Genomic DNA, 20,156 nt, shown 5'->3' with positions numbered 1-20,156 from the left:
AGTCGTGGACCCGCCCGGTGCCCTCGTCAGCGTACGAGCACGGCGACGAGGCTCGTGTCGTCGTCCGTGTCGCCGTCGGCGACGTCGAGCAGGCGCTCCACCTGTTCGTCCGGTGAGTAGCCGCTGACCAGTTCCGCCTGCGCCGCGAGGCGCGCGAGCCCGTCGTCGAGGCCGTCGTGGCGGCGTTCGATCAGCCCGTCCGTGAACAGCAGCAGTGTGTCGCCCGGTCGCAGCGCGGTGCGCCGTTCCTCGTACGCGTACGAGGGCACCGCGCCCAGCAGGACGTCCTGCGGCGGGTCGATCAGCCGCGCCGCGCCGTCGCGCACGAGCAGCAGCGGCAGGTGCCCCGCGCTCGCCCAGACCAGCTCCCGGTCCGCCGGGTCGTACAGCGCGCACACCGCCGTCGCCGTGGGGTGCCCGCTCGTGCGCAGCGTCATCTCGTTGAGCCACCCCATCAACCGCCGTGGCGACTCTCCGGTGATGGCCAGCCCCCGCTGGGCGTTGTGCAGCGCCACCATCCCGGTCACCGAGTCGATGCCGTGCCCGGCCACGTCCCCGACCGCCACGAGGACCTTGCCGCTGGGCAGCGGCTGGACGTCGTACCAGTCGCCGCCCACCCGGTACTCCGCGGCCGCGGGCCGGTACCGGGCCGCGACCACGAGACCGGAGAACTCCTGGAGATCGGGGACCTCGGGCACGATCGCCTGCTGGAGCTGCTGCGCCATCTGGTGCCGCAGTTCGGCCCGGGTCCGTACGGCCGTCAGCTGGTCGAACGTCGCGGTCAGCGCCGCCTCGGTGCGGCGGCTCGCGGACACGTCCTGGTACACCCCCGCGAACCCCGTGACCGTCCCGCCGTCGAGCAACGGCTCCGCCGCCACCCGGACATGGCGCACGGCCCGGTCGCCGGCGACGATCCGCAGCACCGCCTGCGCCCCGGTGCGCCGCTCGGTGAGCACCCTGAGCAGATCGGTCAGCGCCTCCCCGTCCTCCGGGTGCACCAGACCGCGCAGCCCGAGCAGGGGCACGGGAGGCTCCTCACGGCCCCGGCCGAGGACGGCGTACGCCTGCTCCGACCACACCGTGTCACCGCCGGTCAGGCTGTCCTGGAACAGCGCCACGCTCTGCAGCCGGGACACCGCGCGCTCGGAGGCGAGCCAGGGATCGGTGACGGCGTGCCACAACAACACCACCCGCTCTTCCCCGGCCGGCAGGACCCGTACGTCGAGCAGCGGCGCGTCGTCGCCCTGCCCGGGGGTCGCCGACGCCGGGAGCCGTGCCACCCGCTGGGTGCGCGCCGTCCGGTGGGCACGCCGCGCCAGATGGGCGATGTCGGCGTGGACCCGGGGGAGGGCGAGCGTCAGGGACCGGTCCTCGGACGGGTGCGCGCCCCCGAGAGCCGCGACGGCGGACTCGTTGAGATGCTCGACCGTGGGAGGCGACGCGGGCAGGCCCACCCGCAGCAGCATCGCCGGATGGGTGAGCGCGTCCAGGACGTCCACGAGCGCCGGAGCGCCCGAAGGGGACGAGTCCGTCGCGTCGAGCACGGTGCCCGCCACGTCGATGAGGCCCACCAGGGCCCTTCTCAGGGGCTCGTCGAACGTCGTGGGGCCCGGCCAGGCGGCCAGCGCCAGGCCGACCGTCGCGCCGCGCAGCCGGAGCGGCAGGACCGCCCGTCCGGCGCGTGGTGCGGGGCCCGGCAGCACCTCGGCGACCTCCGGGCCGGCGTCCAGCCAGACGGGTTCGCCGTCGGCGAGGACGGAGCGGAACGCGGGCGGGGCCGCAGGGGGGATCCACTGCCAGGCCGCCGCCTCCGCCGCACCGACACCGGCGTGTCCGGCGAGGCGCAGGCAGTCCCACGCGTCCCGGCGCCAGAGCCACAGACTCTCCGCGCCGAGCGGGGCGAGTCCGCCTTCGAGCAGGGCGTGCGCCGCCTCGCCGACGGTGTCCAGCGTCTCGGCCGCGCTGGCCGCTCGCCGCGCCCGCCGCTCGTCCGGGGTGCTGAAGACGACGGGAGGGGGCGGGGCGGGCTCCACCCGTGCGGCAGTCGAGGGAGGGGAGGGACGAGAGGAGGAGGACGACGTGGAAGAGGACGCCGTGGAGGCGGAGGACGATGCGGCGGAGGCGGCCGGCCCCTCGCCGGACGTTCCGGCGACGCCGTTGACGATGTCGGCGGACAGGTCCTCGACGCCGAGCCCCGTGGCGCGGGACAGGGCGGCCAGGTGCTCCGCCGCGTCGGCGGGGGAGGCGCCCAGCTGGGCCGCGAGGACACCGGTCGCCAGATCGATCAGATGGCGGCGGGTGAGTTCGGCGCGCAGTCGCCTGTTCTCGGCCGAGAGGCCGGCGGGGCCGGGCCCCTCGGGCCCCTCCGCAGACGTCGTCACGACTCCTGCCGTCCCTCCACCATGCGAATGTCCGTAGATACTCGTATTCGATCTGGATTCTACCGTTATGCGTGATTGCGGGGTGTGTCCGAACCTCCGGTCGCGGGTACGCGCCCCGCGGAACGGATTCGGCGCTCGGATGGGAGGTGTCCGGCGATGGAGGAAGCCCGTCTCTCGCCGCGCGAGCAACGCGTCCTGGCCGAGATCGAGGAGACGCTCGGCGAGGACGCGCCGCTGGAGCGCGGATTCCGCACGATGGGCGCGGAGCCTGCGGGCCACCGGGCGCGGAAGCGGCCTGGCCCGGGTCCCGGCGGTCGCCGCGAGGCGATGGCCGTCACGGTGCTGGGCGGCCTGGCCCTCGTCCTGCTCGTGCTCGCGGTCGGGACCGCCGAGCCCGCCCTGATCTGGGCCTTCGCGGCCGTATGGGTGATCACCCTGTCCGGCCTGCTGCGCCTCGTCGTCCGCTGGTCCCGACGGCTGAAGCCGAGGTCCTGGCCGCCCTGACGCCGCCGTTCGCCCGCCCCACGTCCCCACATCCACGCCCCGCATCGGAGAGGAGCACGTCATGCCGCGCGGATCGAGCCCCAAGCGGGAACGGCAGTACGAGCACATCAAGGAGAGCGCCCTCGACAGGGGCGAGAGCAAGAAGCGCGCCAAGGAGATCGCCGCGAGGACGGTCAACAAGGAACGCGCCCGCTCCGGCGAGTCGGAGACGGCGAGCAAGAGCTCGACGCAGGACATGTCGTCCTCGAAGCGGGGCGGACAGCGCTCGCACAGCGGCTCCGGGGGGCCGACGTACGACCAGCTCTACGCCGAGGCGCAGCGCCGCAACATCCACGGCCGCTCGTCGATGAACAAGGCCGAACTGAAGCGTTCCCTCGGCCACTGACACCGGCCAGGAGGTCGGCGAGGGCCGTTGTCGTCGGCGAGGACCGTTGCCGGAGGACCCGTTGTCAGTGGTGACCGGCACGATGGACACATGACGACGACTCCGGTTCTCGCCGATGCCGCCGCGTACGCGCGTGCGGTCGAGGACGCCCAGCAAGCCGCTGCCGCCTACTACGCGGGCGGCACGTCCCCGCTCGACGACGACGCGTACGACCACCTCGCCCGGGCGATAGCGGCCTGGGAGGCCGACCACCCGGACCAGGTGCGGAGCGACTCCCCGACGGGCAAGGTCGCCGGTGGTGCGGCCGTCGGCGACGTGCCGCACACCCGGCCGATGCTGTCGCTGGACAACGTCTTCTCCGCCGAGCAGTTCACCGCCTGGGCGGCCTCACTGGAGCGCAGGATCGGCCGGAGCGTCGAGCGGTGGAGCGTCGAGCCCAAGCTCGACGGCCTCGCGATCGCCGCGCGCTACGAACAGGGCCGGCTCACGCGGCTCATCACCCGGGGCGACGGCACGGCCGGGGAGGACGTGTCGCACGCCGTCGGGACGATCGTCGGACTCCCGGAGCGGCTCACCGAGCCCGTCACGGTCGAGATCCGCGGCGAAGTGCTGATGACCACCGAACAGTTCGAGGCCGCCAACCCGGTACGGGTCGCCCACGGCGGCGAGCCCTTCGCCAACCCGCGCAACGCGGCTGCGGGCACCCTGCGCGCCAAGGACCGTCCGTACCGCGTCGAGATGACGTTCTTCGCGTACGACATGCTGCCGCTGGACGAGCCCGGGCAGGGGGCGGAGAGCTCGGCCGGACTCGACGAGACGGCCCACAGCGAGCTGCTCGCCCGGGCCGTCACCCTCGGCCTGCACACCTCGGGCGCCACCGCCGTCCCCGGCCGGATGGTGACCGGCGTGGCGGAGGTCCTCGCCCGGGTGGACGAGATAGCGGCCCTCCGGGCGGAGCTGCCCTTCGGGATCGACGGGATCGTCGTCAAGGCGGACCTCGCCGCCGACCGCCGCGCGGCGGGCGAGGGATCCCGGGCGCCCCGCTGGGCGATCGCCTACAAGCTGCCCGCCGTCGAGAAGGTCACCCGACTTCTCTCCGTCGAGTGGAACGTCGGCCGCACGGGCATCATCGCGCCGCGCGCCGTCCTGGAGCCGGTGGACATCGACGGCAGCACCGTCACGTACGCCACGCTGCACAACCCCTCCGACATCACGCGCCGCGACCTGCGGCTCGGCGACCAGGTCATGGTCTACAAGGCGGGCGACATCATCCCCCGGGTCGAGGCGCCCGTCGCCCATCTGCGGACCGGCGAGGAGCAGCCCATCGACTTCCCCGAGGCGTGCCCGCAGTGCGGCTCGGAGATCGACCGGAGCGAGCAGCGCTGGCGGTGCGCCCGGGGGCGGAACTGTCACCTCGTCGCCTCCCTCTCGTACGCCGTCGGCCGCGACCAGCTCGACATCGAGGGCCTCGGCGGAACCCGGATCGTCCAGCTCGTGGACGCCGGACTGGTCGCCGACGTGGCCGACCTCTTCACCCTCACCCGCGAGCAGCTGCTCGGCCTGGAGCGGATGGGCGGGACGAGCACGGACAACCTGCTCGCAGCGCTCGCCACCGCCCGTACACGTCCGCTCGCCCGCGTCCTGTGCGCCCTCGGCATCCGGGGCACGGGCCGCTCCATGTCCCGCCGGATAGCCCGTCACTTCGCCACCATGGACGCGGTCCGGGCGGCCGACGCGGACGCGATGCGACAGGTGGAGGGGATCGGGACGGAGAAGGCGCCGGTCATCGTCGCCGAGCTGGCCGAGCTGGGCGCGGTCGTGGACAAGCTGGTCGCCGCCGGGGTCAACATGACCGAGCCCGGAGCGACCCCGCCGCCCCCGCCCGGCACCACCGCGGACACCGAAGCCCCCGACGCCCCCGGCACGGGCTCCGATGCGGCGGCGGGTCCGCTCGCCGGCCTGGCGGTGGTCGTCACCGGCGCCATGAGCGGGCCGCTCGAGGCGCTGAGCCGCAATCAGATGAACGAACTCATCGAGCGCGCCGGGGGCCGGGCCTCTTCCAGCGTCTCCAAGCGCACCGGGCTGGTCGTCGCGGGGGAGAAGGCCGGGTCCAAGCGGGCCAAGGCCGAGGAGCTGGGCATCCGTCTGATGGACCCGGAGGAGTTCGCCGTGCTGCTCGGCGACTTCCTGCCGGCCTGACGCACGCGCGGCGGGGCGCCGGTCGTGCGGCGTTCGGCGGGGCCTGTGGCGAGGGGCCCTGTCTCCGGAAGCGCCGCACGACCGGCCGTCACAGGCCCCCGTCACAGCCCCCGTCGCCCCGCCCGGTCGACCGGCGCCGCCACACCCAGAGGGAGAGCGCGGCGCCGAGCGACGCCCCCACCAGGGCCAGCGGAAGGCCCGCCCAGGGACGGGAGGGCACGTCCTCCCGGGACACGACCTTGGGCCCGCTCAGCGCCGCCACGTCCTTGGACACCGCCGCGCCCGGCCGCCCCTCGGTGGCGGACCGACCCGCCCCGGGACCGGCCTCGGGACCCGCCTGAGAAGCGGGCTTCTTGCCGGGTTCACCAGCGGGCTTCTCGCCCGGGCTTCCCGCGGACTTCCCCGTGGGCTGCCCGGCGGGCTTCTCGCCGGACTTCTTCACCGGCTTCTTCACCGGCTTCGTCACCGGTTTCGTCACCGGTTTCGTCTCCGACCGGTTGTTCGCCGCGTCGCCTCCCGACGCGGGAGCCAGTGAGCCCACCGGCTGGACCTCGCCCGCCGCGTCGAAGCCCCAGTCGAGCAGCGTCCGCGCCTCCTCGTACACCGCGAACCCGCCGCCCGACTGCGGGTTCATCACCGACACCACCAGCGTCCGCGAGCCCTGCCGCGCCGCCGCGATCAGCGTGTTGCCCGCGCCGCTGGTGTAGCCGTTCTTCACACCGATCAGCCCGGGATAGCGGTCCACCCCGTTGTCCCCGGTCAGCAGCCGGTTGGTGTTGCGGATGCCGTACGACCAGTCCCCCGAGGGGAAGTCCGCGTACCGGGTGGAGCAGTACCGTACGAAAGCCGGGTCCTGCAGCCCGGCCCGCCCGAAGAGCGCCAGGTCGTAGGCGGAGGACACCTGGCCCGGCGCGTCGTACCCGTCGGGGGAGACGACCCGTGTGTCGCGCGCCCCCAGTGCTCGGGCTTTCTCCTGCATCTGACGGGACATGGACTCCCAGCCGCCGTTCATCGCCGCGAGCACCCGCACCGCGTCGTTCCCGGAGCTGAGGAAGACGCCGTTCCACAGGTCGGACACCTTGTACGTGTATCCGGCCTGGACGCCGACCATGCTGCTCCCGCTGCCGATCCCCTCCAGCTCCGACTCGGAGACGGTGTGGTGCTCCTCGTGGTCCATGCGCGGGAGCGCGGTGACGGCGAACAGCGTCTTGAGCGTGCTCGCCGGAGGCAGCCGCCGATGCGCGTTGCGGGCTGCCAGGATCTCGCCCGTGGAGGCGTCCGCCACCACCCAGGACAGCGCGGAGACCGAGTCCGGTGCGTCCGGCCCGTCCGCGAGGGGCTGGACCTGTGTGCCCGTGCGGTACAGCCGGGCGGGATCGATGAAACGTTCGACAGGGGGCGTGGGTTCGGTGACGGTGGATGCCGTGGCCGCCGGGGCGGGCAGCGCGAGCAGCAGCGCCGCGGCACCGGCGGCCGCATGACGGACAGCTGACATGACGATCATTCAGCCACCGTAAGAAGCAGGCGCGGTACTCGCAGATCGAAGTGCGCCGACCGGCGTACGGACGGTGGCATTCGGGCGGTGTCGGCCGGAAGGAGCGGGGTGAGGGCGTGGCCCTGGCGCACGTGGCCCGGGGCCCCCGGGCCCCGTGCGCCGTGGGCGACGGCCGGGCTGTCGTACGCACAAGGCATGCTGGTGACGTGTCCTCACTTCCGTACCAGAGCACGCCCGTTCCGCCGGAGCCCTCGCCCCGGCCGCCCCTCGCGGATCCCCCGGGGGCGCCCTTCGGCGCGCCCGCGTCCCGGTCCGATCGGCAGCCGCGACCGGCCCCGTCCGGCCACATGATCGTCTGCGGGGACGACGTGCTCGCCCACCGGCTCGCCGGTGAGCTCCACGACGTCTACGGGGAGAGGATCACCCTGCTCGTCCCCGCCCGGAGCGACGCACCGCAGCAGAGCCCCGGCCGCCCGGGCCGCGCCGCCTGGCTCTTCGGCCGGGTGACGGCCGCCATGACGCGCACCCCCATGGGAGAGCAGCGAGAGACCTCCGAGGGCGGCCGGTCCGTCCGGGTGATCGAGACGACCGAAGTCGACGAGGCGGTCCTGCTGGACGCGGGAGTGGACAGGGCCGCCGCGCTCGCCCTCGTCCACGACGACGACGAGACGAACATCCGCGGCGCGCTCGCCGCCCGCCGGCTCAACCCGAGGCTGCGCCTGGTCATCCGGCTCTACAACCGCAAGCTCGGCCAGCACCTGGAGACGCTCCTCGACCAGGCCGCCTCCGTCGCCGAGCCCGGTCTCGACCCCAAGGCGCTCGACGGCTCCACGACCGTGCTCTCCGACGCGGACACCGCGGCGCCCGCCCTCGCGGCCACCGCCGTCGCCGGCACCAGCAAGGTAGTCCAGGCCGGCGGTCTGCTCCTGCACGCCGTCGAACGCACCCCGCCCGCCCGTGGCGAGGTCGCCGACCCGGGGCTGTGCACGCTCGCCCTGCTGTCGGCGACCACCAACGATCCGGCGGGTGTGGAGGGCTCGGAGCGGAGCGGCGCCCAAGGGCCGCTGCTGCTGCCCGACGACCAGGCCGTCGCGGCCGCCCGCGGCCGGGGCGCGGTCGCCCTCGAAGCGATCAGCTACGCCGGACCCACCCTGTCCACCAAGCGGTTCGGCGCCTCAGCCCTGCCCGTGGGCTCGCTCTTCTCCCGGCGTCTGCGCTGGTCGCTCGCGGGCGTGGCGGCCGCCGTCTGCGCGATCGCGCTCGCCTCCTCGCTCACCACCGGCGACCATCCCCTGCACGCGGCCTACCTCACCCTCCTCGACATCTTCGCCATCGGCGATCCGGCCGTGGACGAGACGACCGGCCGGCAGGTGCTGCAGATCCTCGCCGGCTTCGTCGGGCTCCTCCTGATGCCCGTCCTCATCGCCGGCATCCTGGAAGCCCTCGGCACCTTCCGCACGGCGACCTCCCTGCGCCGCCCGCCCCGCGGACTCTCCGGTCACGTGGTGCTCCTCGGCCTCGGCAAGGTCGGCACGCGTGTCCTCGCCCGGCTCCTCCGCCTGAACATCCCCGTGGTCTGCGTCGAGTCCGACCCCGAGGCGCGCGGCATCGCACTGGCCCGCAGGCTGCGCGTGCCCACCGTCATCGGCGACGTCACCGAGGAGGGCGTCCTGGAGGCCGCCCGGATCCACCGGGCCCACGCGCTGCTCGCGCTGACGAGCATCGACATCACCAATCTGGAGGCCGCGCTCTCCGCCCGTTCCGTCAAGCCGGACCTCCGGGTCGCGCTGCGGCTGTACGACGACGACTTCGCCACCGCCGTCTACCGGACGCTGCGCGCCGCCCATCCCGAGGCCCTGACCCGCAGCCGCAGCGTCTCGCACCTGGCCGCGCCCTCGTTCGCGGGTGCCATGATGGGCCGCCAGATCCTGGGCGCCATCCCGGTGGAACGCCGGGTGCTGCTCTTCGCGGCCGTGGAGGCGGCGGACAACCGGTTCCTGGAGGGCCGGACGGTCGCCGAGGCGTTCCGCCCCGGGGCCTGGCGGGTCATCGCCCTCGCGACCGGTTCGGCGCCACTCGGCCGGCACAGCGCGGGGCTCGTCTGGCGACTGGAGCCCGACCGCGTCCTGGCCGCCGGCGACCGCGTCCTCGTCGCCACCACCCGCCGCGGTCTCGCCGAACTCCTCGGCCGCCACCCCCAGCCGCCGCGCCAGGACAGGCCCGACTCCGTCCACCACAGGCCGAGTTGACACCCGCGACGTCCGCCGCCCGGCCCCGTAGGATCTGACCGCTCGTGAGCCGCCTCGGTCCGTCCCCGTCTTGAGGAGTGTCCCGATGAACGCCACGCCCCACCGCCTCGATCCCGCCGGCGGCTGCCCCCACGCGGCCAACGCGGGGCTCCTCGCCCAAGGGGCCGTGACCCCCGTGGTCCTGCCCGGTGGGGCCGAGGGCATGGCCGTCCTCGGCCACGACGCGCTGCGCGAATTCCTCGCACACCCCGAGGTCGCCAAGGGCGCGCAGCACTTCTCGGCGCTCGCCGAGGGCCGCATCCCCGACGGCTGGCCGCTGCGCACCTTCGCCACCGTCCAGGGCATGACCACCGCCGACGACGCCGATCACCGCCGGCTGCGCTCCCTCGTCAGCAGGGCGTTCACCGCCCGCCGGGTCGAGGCGCTGCGCCCGCGGATCGAGACGCTCACCGCCGGGCTGCTGGACCGGCTGGAGGAGGCCGCGCGCGAGGGCGACGGAGTCGCCGACCTGCGCCGCCACTTCGCCCTGCCGCTGCCGCTCGGTGTCATCTGCGAACTCCTCGGCGTGGACGAGGAGCACCAGGACCGGCTGCACCACCTCTCCAACCAGGTCGTCGCCACCGACATAGGCCCCCAGGAGGCCATGGCCGCCAACCGGGAGCTCCTTGAGGTCCTCACCGCCATCGCCGCCGACCGGGCCCGCCGGCCCGGCGACGACCTCACCAGTGCGCTGATCGCCGCCCGCGACGACGGCGGCGACCGGCTCTCCCAGCCGGAACTCATCGGCACGCTGGTCCTGATGATCATCGCCGGGCACGAGACCACGCTGAACCTCGTCACCAACGCCGTCCGCGCGCTGTGCGCCCACCGCGACCAGCTCGCCCACCTCGCCGAGGGGCGTGCCGACTGGTCCGACGCCGTCGAGGAGACCCTGCGCTGGGACAGCCCCGTGAGCTACTTCCCGTTCCGCTACCCCACCCGTGACCTCACCGTCGACGGCACGCTCGTCCCGAAGGGCACACCGGTTCTGGCCGGCTACTCGGCGGCCGGGCGGGACACGAAGGCGCACGGCCCGGACGCCGGCCGCTTCGACGTCACGCGCGTCGCCGCGGCCAGGCACCTCTCCCTGGGCCACGGCCCCCACTACTGCCTGGGCGCCCCGCTCGCCCGTATGGAGGCGACGATCGCGCTGAAGGCGCTCTTCACCCGCTTCCCCGGTCTGGACCTCGCCGTGCCCGAGGAGGACCTCGCCCGGCACGCGAGCTTCGTCGGCAACAGCGTCCGCGCCCTTCCGGTACGCCTGAGGTAGTGCCTCCCCGGACGCCTGCGGCCGCGCCTCACCCCGCCCGGCCGAGGTCGTTCGCGGGGGTGGCGCGCAGGGCCGAGACGAGGCGCAGCAGATGCGCCTCGTTGCCGGAGAGACCCGCGGCGCGCAGCGCCTCGTCGGCCTCCGCCATGGGGTGGGTGAGCATTGCCGCCGCGTAGGGCACGAGGTGCGGATCGGTCAACACGGCCTGCGTGGACTCGAGCAGGCGAAGGTACGCCTGGGCTGCGGCGCGCTCACGGACGGTGATCGTGGTCATGTCGGGCTCCCTCTCGACAGGTTGGCGACCTCCACCCTCTCGTACGGGTCTGACAATCAGGGTTCGCGTCGTCCGTCCCGCCATGCGGCGAGCCGATCCAGGAAGACGCGCTGACCCGCGACGAGGAGCGGAGCGGCCGCCTCCGGGGTGAACCAGCCGACCCGGTCGATCTCGGGGAACTCCCGTGCCACGCCCGAACCGCGCGGCCACTCCATGGTGAACGTGCCCGGCACGATCCGGGTCGGGTCGAGATCCGCCTCGACCGCCCAGATCGTGACGGTCTTTCCGTTCGACTGCCGCGCCTCGCCGAGCGGAATCCGCTCGCCGTCCGGCGCCGGCAGGCCGAGCTCCTCCTCGAACTCGCGGCGGGCGGCCGCCTCCGGTGTCTCCTCGGGGCCGTACTCGCCCTTCGGGATCGACCAGGCCGAGACGTCCCTCGACGACCAGAAGGGCCCGCCCATATGGCCGATGAGCACCTCGAAACCGCCGTCGGCCGTCCCGCGGAAGAGAAGGAGCCCTGCACTGCGCTTGTCCGGCATACGGCCCAGTGTGGCCGAGCGGGTCAGATCCCGCAGCTGCTCGCCGACCAGAAGCGCGAGGCGCGCGTGTCCACGTGCGCGTGGTCCCCGTGACCCGGGTAGCCGGGGCCGAGGATCCCGTTGAACCCGTGGTTGCGCGCCTGCTTGGCCAGTGTGCACAGCGACGGGGAACCCGTCAGGTCGATGCCGTCGCCGTACAGATGGCGGCTGTCGGAGGCCCCGCCCACCGCCGCGTTGCAGGCGTGCGAGCGGAAGCCGCTGCTCACCGAGATCGGTACGTCGCCCAGGGCGTGCCGCAGCGCCTCCAGCTTCCACATGGCGCGCAGGGCGTTGGACTTGGCGGTGGCCGCGCTGACGGCGCCGCCGGAGAAGTCACCGTTGCACTTGTTGAGCTCGGCGTAGGTGAAGTGGATCGGTGTGCAGTCCGCGTCCTGGAGGGCGTACAGCTTGGAGAAGGTCGCGGGACCGGCGACACCGTCCGCGGCGAGCCCGTAGGCCTGCTGGAAGCGGGTCACGGCGGCCTTGGTGGCGGGGCCGTAGTCGCCGTCGACGGCGAGCACGCCGCCGTAGCCGGGGTAACCGGCGACGCGGATCTGCAACTGCGTCACGTCCGCCCCGGACATGCCCGAGGACAGGGTGCGCCCCCAGGTGTAGCAGGCGTCGGCGTGGGCGGTACCGGAGGTGGCGACCGTACCCGTGAGGGCGGCGACCACCACCAGGACCGTGGCGAGCAGGGATCTGACCGTGCGCCGGACCATGACACCTCCGTGTCGTCGGAAGAAGACGGGATCTCCGGGATCTCCGGGATCTCCGTCGGAACTGTCCGTCATGAACATGACCATGAGGATGGGGTGAGGTGACCCGGGGGGTCAACGGTTCGGGGCATCTGCCAGTGGCCCAGGCCACTGGCGGTTCAGGCGGTGACCCGGACCTCCACCGGTCCGCCGGCCGGGTCGACCTCGCGCGCCCACCCGCCGGGCAGCCGTACGGAGCGGTGCGGCCACGCCGTCCCCAGGAGCCGGGCGCGGTGGAGCACCCGGCCGTCCTGGACGACCTCCACCAGCGGACGTGTCAGCGGCTCGCGGACCCGCAGCAGGAACGGCCGCCCGGCCGCCGCCGTACCGGGGATACGGTTCGGCGCCACCCACCCGACCGGGCCCTGGGCCGTCAACGGCACCGCGGAATCCGGCCAGGGCTCTCCCGACAGAGAGCGCAGTACGCCCTCGGCCGCCCAGCGCCCCTCGGCCGCCGCGGTACCCGCCGACTCGATGCCACGCAGCACGTTGCCCGCCGCGAAGATCCCCGCCGACGCGGTACGGAACGCGCTGTCGACCGACGGTCCGCGTGTTCCGGCGTCCAGCAACACCCCACCGGACCGGGCCAGTTCCTGGTCCGGGATCCAGTCGCCCGTGAACACGGCCGTGTCGCAGCGGATCGTGCCCGCCCGCCCGTCCGCGTGCCGCACCCCGATCCCCGCGAGCCGGCCCCGGCCCAGCAGTTCGGTGACCGTCGTCTCCGTGAGCAGCGGCGGGAGCGCGAGGGCCCCGAACCGCCGGGGGCCCCGCGGCTGCTCGGTCACCATCGCCACCACGTCCACCCGCGCCCGTCGGAGCGCCCGCACCGCGTGGTGGGCGACCGGCTCGGCGCCGATCACGACGGCACGCCGCCCGAGCCGCTCCCGCCGCACCCCGTACAGGTGCGTGGACTGCTGGAGCTCCCCGGTCGTCAGCACCCCGGCGGGGCGCGTCCCGGGCACCAGCCGTGCGCTGCGCGGCCGTTCGCGCGCCCCCGTCGTCAGCACCACCGCCCGCGCCGTGATCCGCTCCAGGCCGGTCGGTGCCGTGACCTCCAGGGTGAGCGGCCCCGACCAGCCGGTGGCCGAGACGCCCGTACGGAGGGCGGCGCCGGCCCGGACCGCCGCCACGGCCAGCCGGCGGGCGTATCCCGGGCCGTCCAGCGGCCGCCCGAGGCCGACCAGGCCGAATCCGCCGTGGGCGCAGTGGCGCGGCACGCCTCCCGCCTCGTGCTCGCGCTCCAGGACCTCGATCCGGTACCGGCCACCGTCTGCCGAGGCGAGCCGCGCGGCCGCGGCCAGCCCCGCGGGCCCGGCGCCGACCACGAGCACGTCCACGGCCCGGTTCACCGCTCCGACCACGGTGGCCCCGCCTCCTCGACCATCGACCTGACCGTCGCGCCGCAGAAGAACCCCTGGCACCGGCCGCCGCGCGCACGCGTCCTGCGCCTCAGCCCGTCGAGCGACGCCGGGGGAATCGTCGAGGCGAGCGCGTCCCGGATCTCGCCCCGGGTCACCCGCTCGCAGTGACAGACGACCGATCCGAACTCCGGGTCACCTGCGATGAGTTCGGCGTCCCGGTAAGGACGCGGGAACGCCTCGCCCAGATTCGGCATCCGGACCGGCGCGAGCGGGCGCTCCGGCCCGAGGACGAGCCCGCTCTCCACGAGCAGCTCGACCATGTGCGCGGCGATCGCCAGGGAAGCGGTCAGACCGGTGGACCGGATGCCGCCCGCCGTGACGTACCGCAGCCCGGGGTGGGCGGCGCACCTGTAGTCGTCGTACTCGGTGGCCGCCCTCAGCCCGGCGTAGACCGCCGTGACCTCCTCGTCGAGGAGCGCGGGCAGGATGCGGCGCCCCTGGCCGAGCAGGCCCTCCAGGCCCTCCGCCGTCGACTCGGTGGCCGTGCGGTCGTCGAGGTTCTCGGCCGTCGGCCCGAGCAGCACCTTCCCGTACACCGTCGGCGCGACCAGCACGCCCTTGCCGAGCGCGCCCGGCACAGGAAGGAGGATGTGCCGGAGGAGCGAGCGGGCGAACGAGTCGAAGACGATCAACTGACCGCGCCGCGGCGTCACCGTGAAGTCCGCGCGGCCGAACAGCGCGTCGAACCGGTCGGCGTAGAGCCCGCACGCGTTGACGACGTAGCGGGCGCGCAGCACCCCGCGGGGTGTGACCAGCCGGTGCGGAGTGTCGGCCCGCCGCCCCGGATCGACCTTCTCCACCCGGCAGTCGAGATGGAGGTCGACCCCGGAGCGTACGGCCTGGGTGGCGTACGCGAGCGTCGTCGTCCACGGGCAGATGATCGACTCGCCCGGGACCTCCAGCGCCCCGAGCGCTCCCGGCCCCACGTGTGCTTCCCGTGCGCGCAGTTCCTCGGCGCCCATGACCCGCGTGGTGCGGTGGCCGTTGCGTGCTGCCTTCTCCGAGAGGCGGGGGAGCGCGGCCCGCTGCTCCTCGTCCCAGGCGACGAGCAGCGCGCCGACCGGTTCGACCGGAATACCGGTCTCCTGCGCGTAGCCGGCGAGCAGACGCTGACCGTCCCGTACCAACCGCGCCTCCAGCGAACCCGGCACGGCGTCGAAACCCGTGTGCAGAATCGCGGTGTTGGCCTTCGAGGTGCCGTCGCCGACATCACCGGACGCATCGACCAGCGCGACCCGCAGCGGCCGGCGGGCCAGCTCGCGCGCCACGGCGCAGCCGACGACCCCGGCGCCGACCACGACGACGTCGTACGCCGCGCCGGAAGCCGAGGTGTCCGGCAGCGCCCCCGTGCGGGTGACGGTCCCGGGCCGTGGTTCCGCCGTCATACGGGCGACGGTCCCTCGGCGCCGTCGAGGAGCGCCGCCACGGCCGTACGGAACCGCTCCAGGCGCTCGGCGGCCTCCGCGCCGGTCACGGCGGGCTCGTAGACGGCCGACGGCTTCCACTCCGGTACGGCGTCGTGGACGGCGAGGCCCGGGTCGAGTCCGAGCCGGGCGACCGCGCCCACTCCGAGCGCCGTGGCATCGGGCAACGCGGATACCTCGACGGGGAGTTGCAGAAGATCGGCCTGGGTCTGCATGAGCAGCGCGGAGCGGGTGAGTCCACCGTCCACGCGCAGCGAGGTCAGCGGCCGGCCGAGCTCGGAGGCGGCCGCGCCGGCCAGCTCCACGACCTGCGCGGCGATCCCCTCGCAGAGCGCCCGCACCAGGTGCCCGCCGGTGGTGTCCAGGCCCAGGCCGTGCAGGGAGCCCCGGACCTCGCCGCGCCACCAGGGCGCGGCCAGGCCGGCGAGCGCCGGGACGAAGGTGACCCCACCGCTGTCCGGCACCGTCGCGCCCACCGTGTCGAGGTCCCCGGCGCCCGACAGCACGCCGAGGTCGGTGAGCCAGCGGACGGCGGACGCCGCCGTGTACACCTGGCCGTCCAGGCAGTAGCTCGTCCGGCCGGCGAGCCGCCAGGCCACACAGCTCACGAGCCCCGAGTCGCCCCGGCGCGCCGTCGTGCCCGTCTGAGCCAGCAGGAACGCCCCCGTTCCGTACGTGCACTTGGCCGCGCCGGGGGCGGTGACGCTCTGGGCGAGGAGTGCAGCCTGCTGGTCCACGAGGAGACCGGTCAGCGGGATCGGCGGTCCGAAGGCGGTCGTCGTGCCGACGCGCGTGTCGGCGTCGACCACGCGAGGGAGCCGTTCGCCGCCCAGACCGAAGACGTCGAGGGCCGGGGCGGACCAGGACACCGTGTCGAGGTCGAGCAGACCGGTCCGGCCCGCCGTCGCGGCGTCGGTGACGAACTCGCCCGTGAGGCGGTGCACGAGCCAGGAGTCACTCGTGGTGACGACGCCCGATCCGGTGAGACGGCGACGGATCCAGGCCATCTTGGGAGCGGCGAAGTAGGGATCGAGCGGCAGTCCGGTCCACCGTCTCAACTCGTCCGCATGGGCCGAGAGTTCGGTGCAGAGCTCTGCCGTCCTGCGGTCCTGCCAGACGATGGCGTCGGTGAGCGGCGCGCCCGTCGCCGGGTCCCAGGCGAGGACGGTCTCCCCCTGGTTGGCCAGGCCCACGGCCGTGACCGGGGTGTCCGCCTCGGTGAGCGCGGCGCGTCCGGCGGTGACCACGGAGTCGTACAGCTCCGTCGGATCGACCTCGACGAGCCCGCCGGGCAGGTAGCGGGGCCGCACGGGCGCGGAGCCGGTCCCGATGACACCCCGCTCGGGGCAGACGACGAGGGCCTTGGTCCCCGAGGTTCCCTGGTCGACGGCGAGCACCGGGCCCGTCATCTCGTACTCCCGTCCTCGGAGGGGCAGCTGCCTTGATCGCGGAACCGGCAAGACTGGTGCACGCGCTCCCTCCCGTCAAGCGGCTCACGACGGCTCCGTCGGCTTCGGCGAAAGAGGTGACGCATGTTCATATTCGGTCTGTGGCCGGATAGTTACGGTCAGATGCGAAAGTGGATCGCGATCGTCCAGCGGACTCTATAGTGATCGCCGATCAACGGCCCGGGAAGCCCATCGGGGGACTGACCACCCCCTTCACCCACCGAGGACCCATGTCACCCACCGCACGCCCCGCCCCCTGATGGCTGGACACGGCTTCCGGCCCGTCTACCATCCGGCAGGCCACGACCACGCCCTGCGCCACGCCGTCCAGGATCTGCGGACCGGCCGCTGGGTGTCGACGGCCCGATTACTCGACGAGACGTCCGGCTGGGCCGACTGGACGCGACGTACCCAGGTGCTCGCCACCGTCGCCGCGGCCGGCGACGTCGTCCGGACCTGGCGGACCGAGCAGCCGGACAGCGCCTCCGCCACCGTGATGCACACCCGTGTCGCCGTCGAACGAGCCGTACGCGCCCACCGCGGCGGCCACGCCCGCACCCGCGAACTGTGGCAGGAAGCCTGGACCGCCTGCCGCGAGGCCTCCGAACGGGCGCCCGCCGACCCCGTCCCGTGGATCTGCCTCCTCGCCCTCGCCGCACTCGACGACCGGCAGCGCATGGCGGAACACCGGCTCACGCCTCCCGCGCCCCTCCTCCCGCCAGGCCCCTGGGGGCTCCTCGCCGAGGTCGACAGACGCGACCCGCAGAACCGCGAGGCCCACCACCGGATGCTGCAGTTCCTCTACGCCCGCCACGCGGGCTCGCTCTCCGAGGCCGTCAACTACGCCCAATGGGCGGCGGCCTCGGCCCCCACCGGCTCCGCCCTGCACGCACTGCCGCTCTACGTACGGGTCGAGCGCTACCGGCGGGACCGCGGCCACCAGCACGCCCTCGACCTGCACTGGGTCGCCGAGGACGCCCTGCGCGACGCCCAGCGCGCCCTGCACCACTGGTTCCTCTTCTGCGCCACCGCCGAGGCCTCTCTCCTCGACCTGAACCATCTCGCCCACGCCCTGTACGGCGCCCAGAACTTCACGGACGCCGCCCGCGTCTTCGAAGCCCTCGGGCCCTACTACACGGTGCTCCCCTGGGCCTACCGCACCGACCGCCCCGACGACCGGGACCTCGCCACCGAGGTCTTCCTGCGCGCCCGCGCCCGCTGTCTCGACCCATGACCGCCAGGGCCGGCCCCGACCCTCGGCGTCCCGCCCGCTCAGGCCCCGCTCACCCCCTACCCCCGGAGGTACCGGCATGTCCCGCACCGTCCCCGACGAGATACGCAAGCCCCCCGCCGGCGCCCACGACGACGCGGCCCGGCTGAGGGAGCTCGGCTACCAGCCCGTCCTCGCCCGCCGGATGGACGGCTTCGGCAACTTCGCCATCAGCTTCTCCGTCATCTCCATCCTCTCCGGCTGCATGACGCTCTACGGCTTCGGCCTCGGCACCGGTGGACCCGCCGTGATGATGTGGGGCTGGGCGGGCGTCGGACTCTTCGTGCTCTGCGTCGGACTCGCGCTCGCCGAGGTCACCAGCGCCTACCCGACCTCCGGCGCGCTCTACTACATGGCCGACCGGCTGGGCGGCCGGCGCTGGGGCTGGTACACCGGCTGGCTCAACCTCCTCGGCCTGCTCGGCGCGATCGCCGGCATCGACTACGGCGCCGCCCTGTTCACCGGCGCCTTCCTCAACCTCCAGTGGGGCATCGTGCCCACGGCCGGTTCCACCTTCCTGATCTTCCTCGCGATCCTGCTGCTGCACGCCGTGCTCAACCTCTTCGGGGTACGGCTGGTCAGCGTGCTGAACTCGGTCAGCGTCTGGTGGCACCTCGGCGGCGTGGCGGTCATCGTCGGCGCCCTGGCGTTCGTCCCCGACCGCCACCAGTCCGTCGAGTTCGTCTTCACCGAGTTCGTCAACGACACCGGCTGGGCCAACCCCTTCTACGTCGCCGCCGTCGGTCTGCTCCTCGCCCAGTACACCTTCTCCGGCTACGACGCCTCCGCCCATCTCTCGGAGGAGACCTCCAACGCCTCGGTCAGCGCCGCCAAGGGCATCGTGCGGGCCATCTGGGTCTCCTGGATCGCCGGATTCGCCCTGCTCGCCGGACTGACCTTCGCGATCCAGGACTACGCCGGCACCCAGAACAGCGCCACGGGCGTTCCGCCGGCCCAGATCCTCCTCGACGCGCTCGGCTCGGGCGGCGCCGCCGCGCTGCTGCTCGTGGTGATCGTGGCCCAGCTCTTCTGCGGCAACGCCGAGGTCGCCGCCGCCAGTCGTATGGTCTTCGCCTTCAGCCGGGACAACGCCCTGCCGGGGTCGACGCTCTGGCGCAAGGTCAGCCACCGTACGCAGACCCCCGTTCCGGCGGTCTGGCTCGCGGTCGGCGTCGCCGCGCTCCTCGCCGTACCGTCGCTGTACTCCGCCACCGCCTACGGCGCCGTCACCGCGATCAACGTCATCGGCATCACCCCGGCCTACGCCATCCCCATCTACCTCCGCCTGCGCGCGGGCGAGCGGTTCACCCCGGGCCCGTGGAACCTGGGCCGCTGGAGCCGCCCGATCGGCTGGGTCGCGGTGATCTGGGTCGCCGTCGTCACCGTGCTCTTCTGCCTGCCGCAGAAGTCACCGGTGACGATCGACTCCATGAACTACGCGGTCATCGCCCTGGCCGTCGTCCTCGCGCTGTCGACCGTGTGGTGGTACGTGGCTCGGCGCTCGTACGGCACGCCGTCGGCGTACGGGACGGCCCGCGAGGAGGCGGAGATCGCGGAGGGGATCGTCTAGGGGATACCGGCTCACGGCTCACGGATACCGGATCCGGACTCACGGATACCGGCTCACGGATCGCGGATATTGGACATCGGATGTTGGATCCAACGCGTTGGATCCAGTCCCCTCCCTCAGCCGCTGAACTCGTACGTCCAGGAGACGCCCTGCGCCGCGCAGTCGATGTCCGTGATCTCCAGCGCGTGCCCGTGCTGGTCGCACACCACCCGGTGGACGGCCAGCCGGGGCGAGCCGCCCCCGGTCCCCGCCTTGGCGGTGGGCGGTACGGCGATCGACTCCCGTCGGGTGAGCCGGAGCCCGGCCTGGTGCATCCAGTGGTAGAGCAGCCGCAGGTCCGGCTGGAGGCTGGAACCCCGGGTCCGCCGGTACTTCGCCAGTTGGGGGATCTCCGCGAGCGCGGCCCGGGAGAACCAGGACACCGACCGCTGCATCGGGGTGCCGCCGGGGGAGAGCACGACGTGCCGATGGACGAGTGTCGGTTCGCCCGGCACGAGACCGAGCCGCCCCACAAGGCCGGCCGGTGGGGCCTCCCACATCAGTGAGGTGCGCACGAGGGCGTCGGCGGCGTCCGCTCCGCCGGGAAAGAGCTGCCGACGTATCGTCAGAGCCGGTTCGTGGGGCTCGTGTTCGCTGCCCGCGGCGAAGGTGCCGCGTCGGTCGGTGACGACGAGCCGTTCCTCGCGCAGCAGATGGAGCGCGCTGCGTACCGTCTGACGGTTGACGTGGTAGCGGTGCGCGAGGGAGCGCTCGGACGGGAGGCGGGTGCCGGGTGCGATGCGCCGCTCGGCGAGGTCGCCACGCAGGGCGGCGGCGACCTTCAGATAGAGCGGGACCGCCGCATCCTGTTCGGGTTCGGGCTCAGTCATGTTCCAACCCCTCTCTTTGCTCAGC

The 20,156-nt window shown here is 73.7% G+C and carries 16 protein-coding genes; 7 read left to right on the top strand and 9 right to left on the bottom strand.

The features are described from left to right. Positions 1–26 precede the first annotated feature (26 nt). A complete protein-coding gene (locus tag ACZ3OF_RS13345; protein WP_361679778.1) occupies positions 27–2,381 on the bottom strand; it encodes a SpoIIE family protein phosphatase in 2,355 nt (784 codons plus the stop codon). Between the two features lie 156 nt (positions 2,382–2,537). On the opposite strand from ACZ3OF_RS13345, the gene ACZ3OF_RS13340 reads away from it, so the two are divergent. The 3 genes from ACZ3OF_RS13340 (at position 2,538) to ligA (ending at position 5,469) form a co-directional block, all read left to right on the top strand. After that, positions 2,538–2,885, top strand: a complete 348-nt coding sequence (locus tag ACZ3OF_RS13340) for a DUF3040 domain-containing protein (protein ID WP_467304524.1) — start codon at positions 2,538–2,540, stop codon at positions 2,883–2,885. Between the two features lie 61 nt (positions 2,886–2,946). After that, the gene (locus ACZ3OF_RS13335; RefSeq protein ID WP_361679772.1) at positions 2,947–3,270 is read left to right on the top strand and encodes a plasmid stabilization protein; all 324 of its coding nucleotides are present in this window, start codon (positions 2,947–2,949) and stop codon (positions 3,268–3,270) included. 90 nt (positions 3,271–3,360) lie between these two features. After that, positions 3,361–5,469, top strand: coding sequence for an NAD-dependent DNA ligase LigA (ligA, locus tag ACZ3OF_RS13330; protein ID WP_467304521.1), 2,109 nt, complete (start codon positions 3,361–3,363; stop codon positions 5,467–5,469). A gap of 88 nt (positions 5,470–5,557) precedes the next feature. Here ligA and ACZ3OF_RS13325 read toward each other — a convergent pair whose 3' ends face one another. Further along, the gene (locus ACZ3OF_RS13325) at positions 5,558–6,973 is read right to left on the bottom strand and encodes a D-alanyl-D-alanine carboxypeptidase family protein (RefSeq protein ID WP_467304519.1); all 1,416 of its coding nucleotides are present in this window, start codon (positions 6,971–6,973) and stop codon (positions 5,558–5,560) included. Between the two features lie 338 nt (positions 6,974–7,311). Between ACZ3OF_RS13325 and ACZ3OF_RS13320 the strand changes: the two genes are divergently transcribed. Next, positions 7,312–9,213 (top strand): NAD-binding protein, encoded by a 1,902-nt coding sequence (locus ACZ3OF_RS13320; RefSeq protein WP_467304971.1) that lies wholly within the window; start codon positions 7,312–7,314, stop codon positions 9,211–9,213. An 85-nt stretch (positions 9,214–9,298) separates the two neighbouring features. After that, entirely contained in the window at positions 9,299–10,522 is a 1,224-nt protein-coding gene (locus tag ACZ3OF_RS13315; RefSeq protein ID WP_467304517.1) for a cytochrome P450 family protein, read from the top strand. 28 nt (positions 10,523–10,550) lie between these two features. Here the strand turns inward: ACZ3OF_RS13315 and ACZ3OF_RS13310 are convergent, their stop codons facing one another. The 6 genes from ACZ3OF_RS13310 to ACZ3OF_RS13285 all read right to left on the bottom strand — a co-directional run bounded on the left by ACZ3OF_RS13310 (position 10,551) and on the right by ACZ3OF_RS13285 (position 16,383). After that, entirely contained in the window at positions 10,551–10,796 is a 246-nt protein-coding gene (locus tag ACZ3OF_RS13310) for a hypothetical protein (RefSeq protein WP_361608008.1), read from the bottom strand. Positions 10,797–10,852: 56 nt separating this feature from the next. Continuing rightward, positions 10,853–11,335, bottom strand: coding sequence for an NUDIX hydrolase (locus ACZ3OF_RS13305; protein WP_361679758.1), 483 nt, complete (start codon positions 11,333–11,335; stop codon positions 10,853–10,855). Between the two features lie 23 nt (positions 11,336–11,358). Further along, complete coding sequence (locus tag ACZ3OF_RS13300) at positions 11,359–12,093, bottom strand: D-Ala-D-Ala carboxypeptidase family metallohydrolase (protein WP_361679755.1); 735 nt, start codon at positions 12,091–12,093, stop codon at positions 11,359–11,361. Positions 12,094–12,248: 155 nt separating this feature from the next. Beyond that, positions 12,249–13,490, bottom strand: a complete 1,242-nt coding sequence (locus ACZ3OF_RS13295; protein ID WP_467304513.1) for an FAD-dependent oxidoreductase — start codon at positions 13,488–13,490, stop codon at positions 12,249–12,251. Beyond that, on the bottom strand, positions 13,475–14,935 hold the full coding sequence (locus tag ACZ3OF_RS13290) for an FAD-dependent oxidoreductase (RefSeq protein ID WP_361679749.1): 1,461 nt from the start codon (positions 14,933–14,935) through the stop codon (positions 13,475–13,477). The genes ACZ3OF_RS13295 and ACZ3OF_RS13290 overlap by 16 nt, the downstream gene beginning before the upstream one ends. After that, the gene (locus tag ACZ3OF_RS13285; RefSeq protein WP_467304511.1) at positions 14,932–16,383 is read right to left on the bottom strand and encodes an FGGY family carbohydrate kinase; all 1,452 of its coding nucleotides are present in this window, start codon (positions 16,381–16,383) and stop codon (positions 14,932–14,934) included. The genes ACZ3OF_RS13290 and ACZ3OF_RS13285 overlap by 4 nt, the downstream gene beginning before the upstream one ends. Positions 16,384–16,681: 298 nt before the next feature. Here ACZ3OF_RS13285 and ACZ3OF_RS13280 point away from each other — a divergent pair, with 298 nt between their 5' ends. Both ACZ3OF_RS13280 and ACZ3OF_RS13275 read left to right on the top strand, forming a co-directional pair. Next, entirely contained in the window at positions 16,682–17,656 is a 975-nt protein-coding gene (locus tag ACZ3OF_RS13280) for a hypothetical protein (RefSeq protein WP_361679743.1), read from the top strand. Between the two features lie 76 nt (positions 17,657–17,732). Continuing rightward, positions 17,733–19,262 (top strand): amino acid permease, encoded by a 1,530-nt coding sequence (locus tag ACZ3OF_RS13275; RefSeq protein ID WP_361679741.1) that lies wholly within the window; start codon positions 17,733–17,735, stop codon positions 19,260–19,262. A 116-nt stretch (positions 19,263–19,378) separates the two neighbouring features. Here ACZ3OF_RS13275 and ACZ3OF_RS13270 read toward each other — a convergent pair whose 3' ends face one another. Next, complete coding sequence (locus tag ACZ3OF_RS13270) at positions 19,379–20,131, bottom strand: GntR family transcriptional regulator (protein ID WP_467304507.1); 753 nt, start codon at positions 20,129–20,131, stop codon at positions 19,379–19,381. Between the last annotated feature and the right edge of the window lie 25 nt (positions 20,132–20,156).

This window comes from Streptomyces sp. NPDC022552, assembly GCF_055561875.1.
This window is presented reverse-complemented; position numbering and strand designations above follow the sequence as displayed.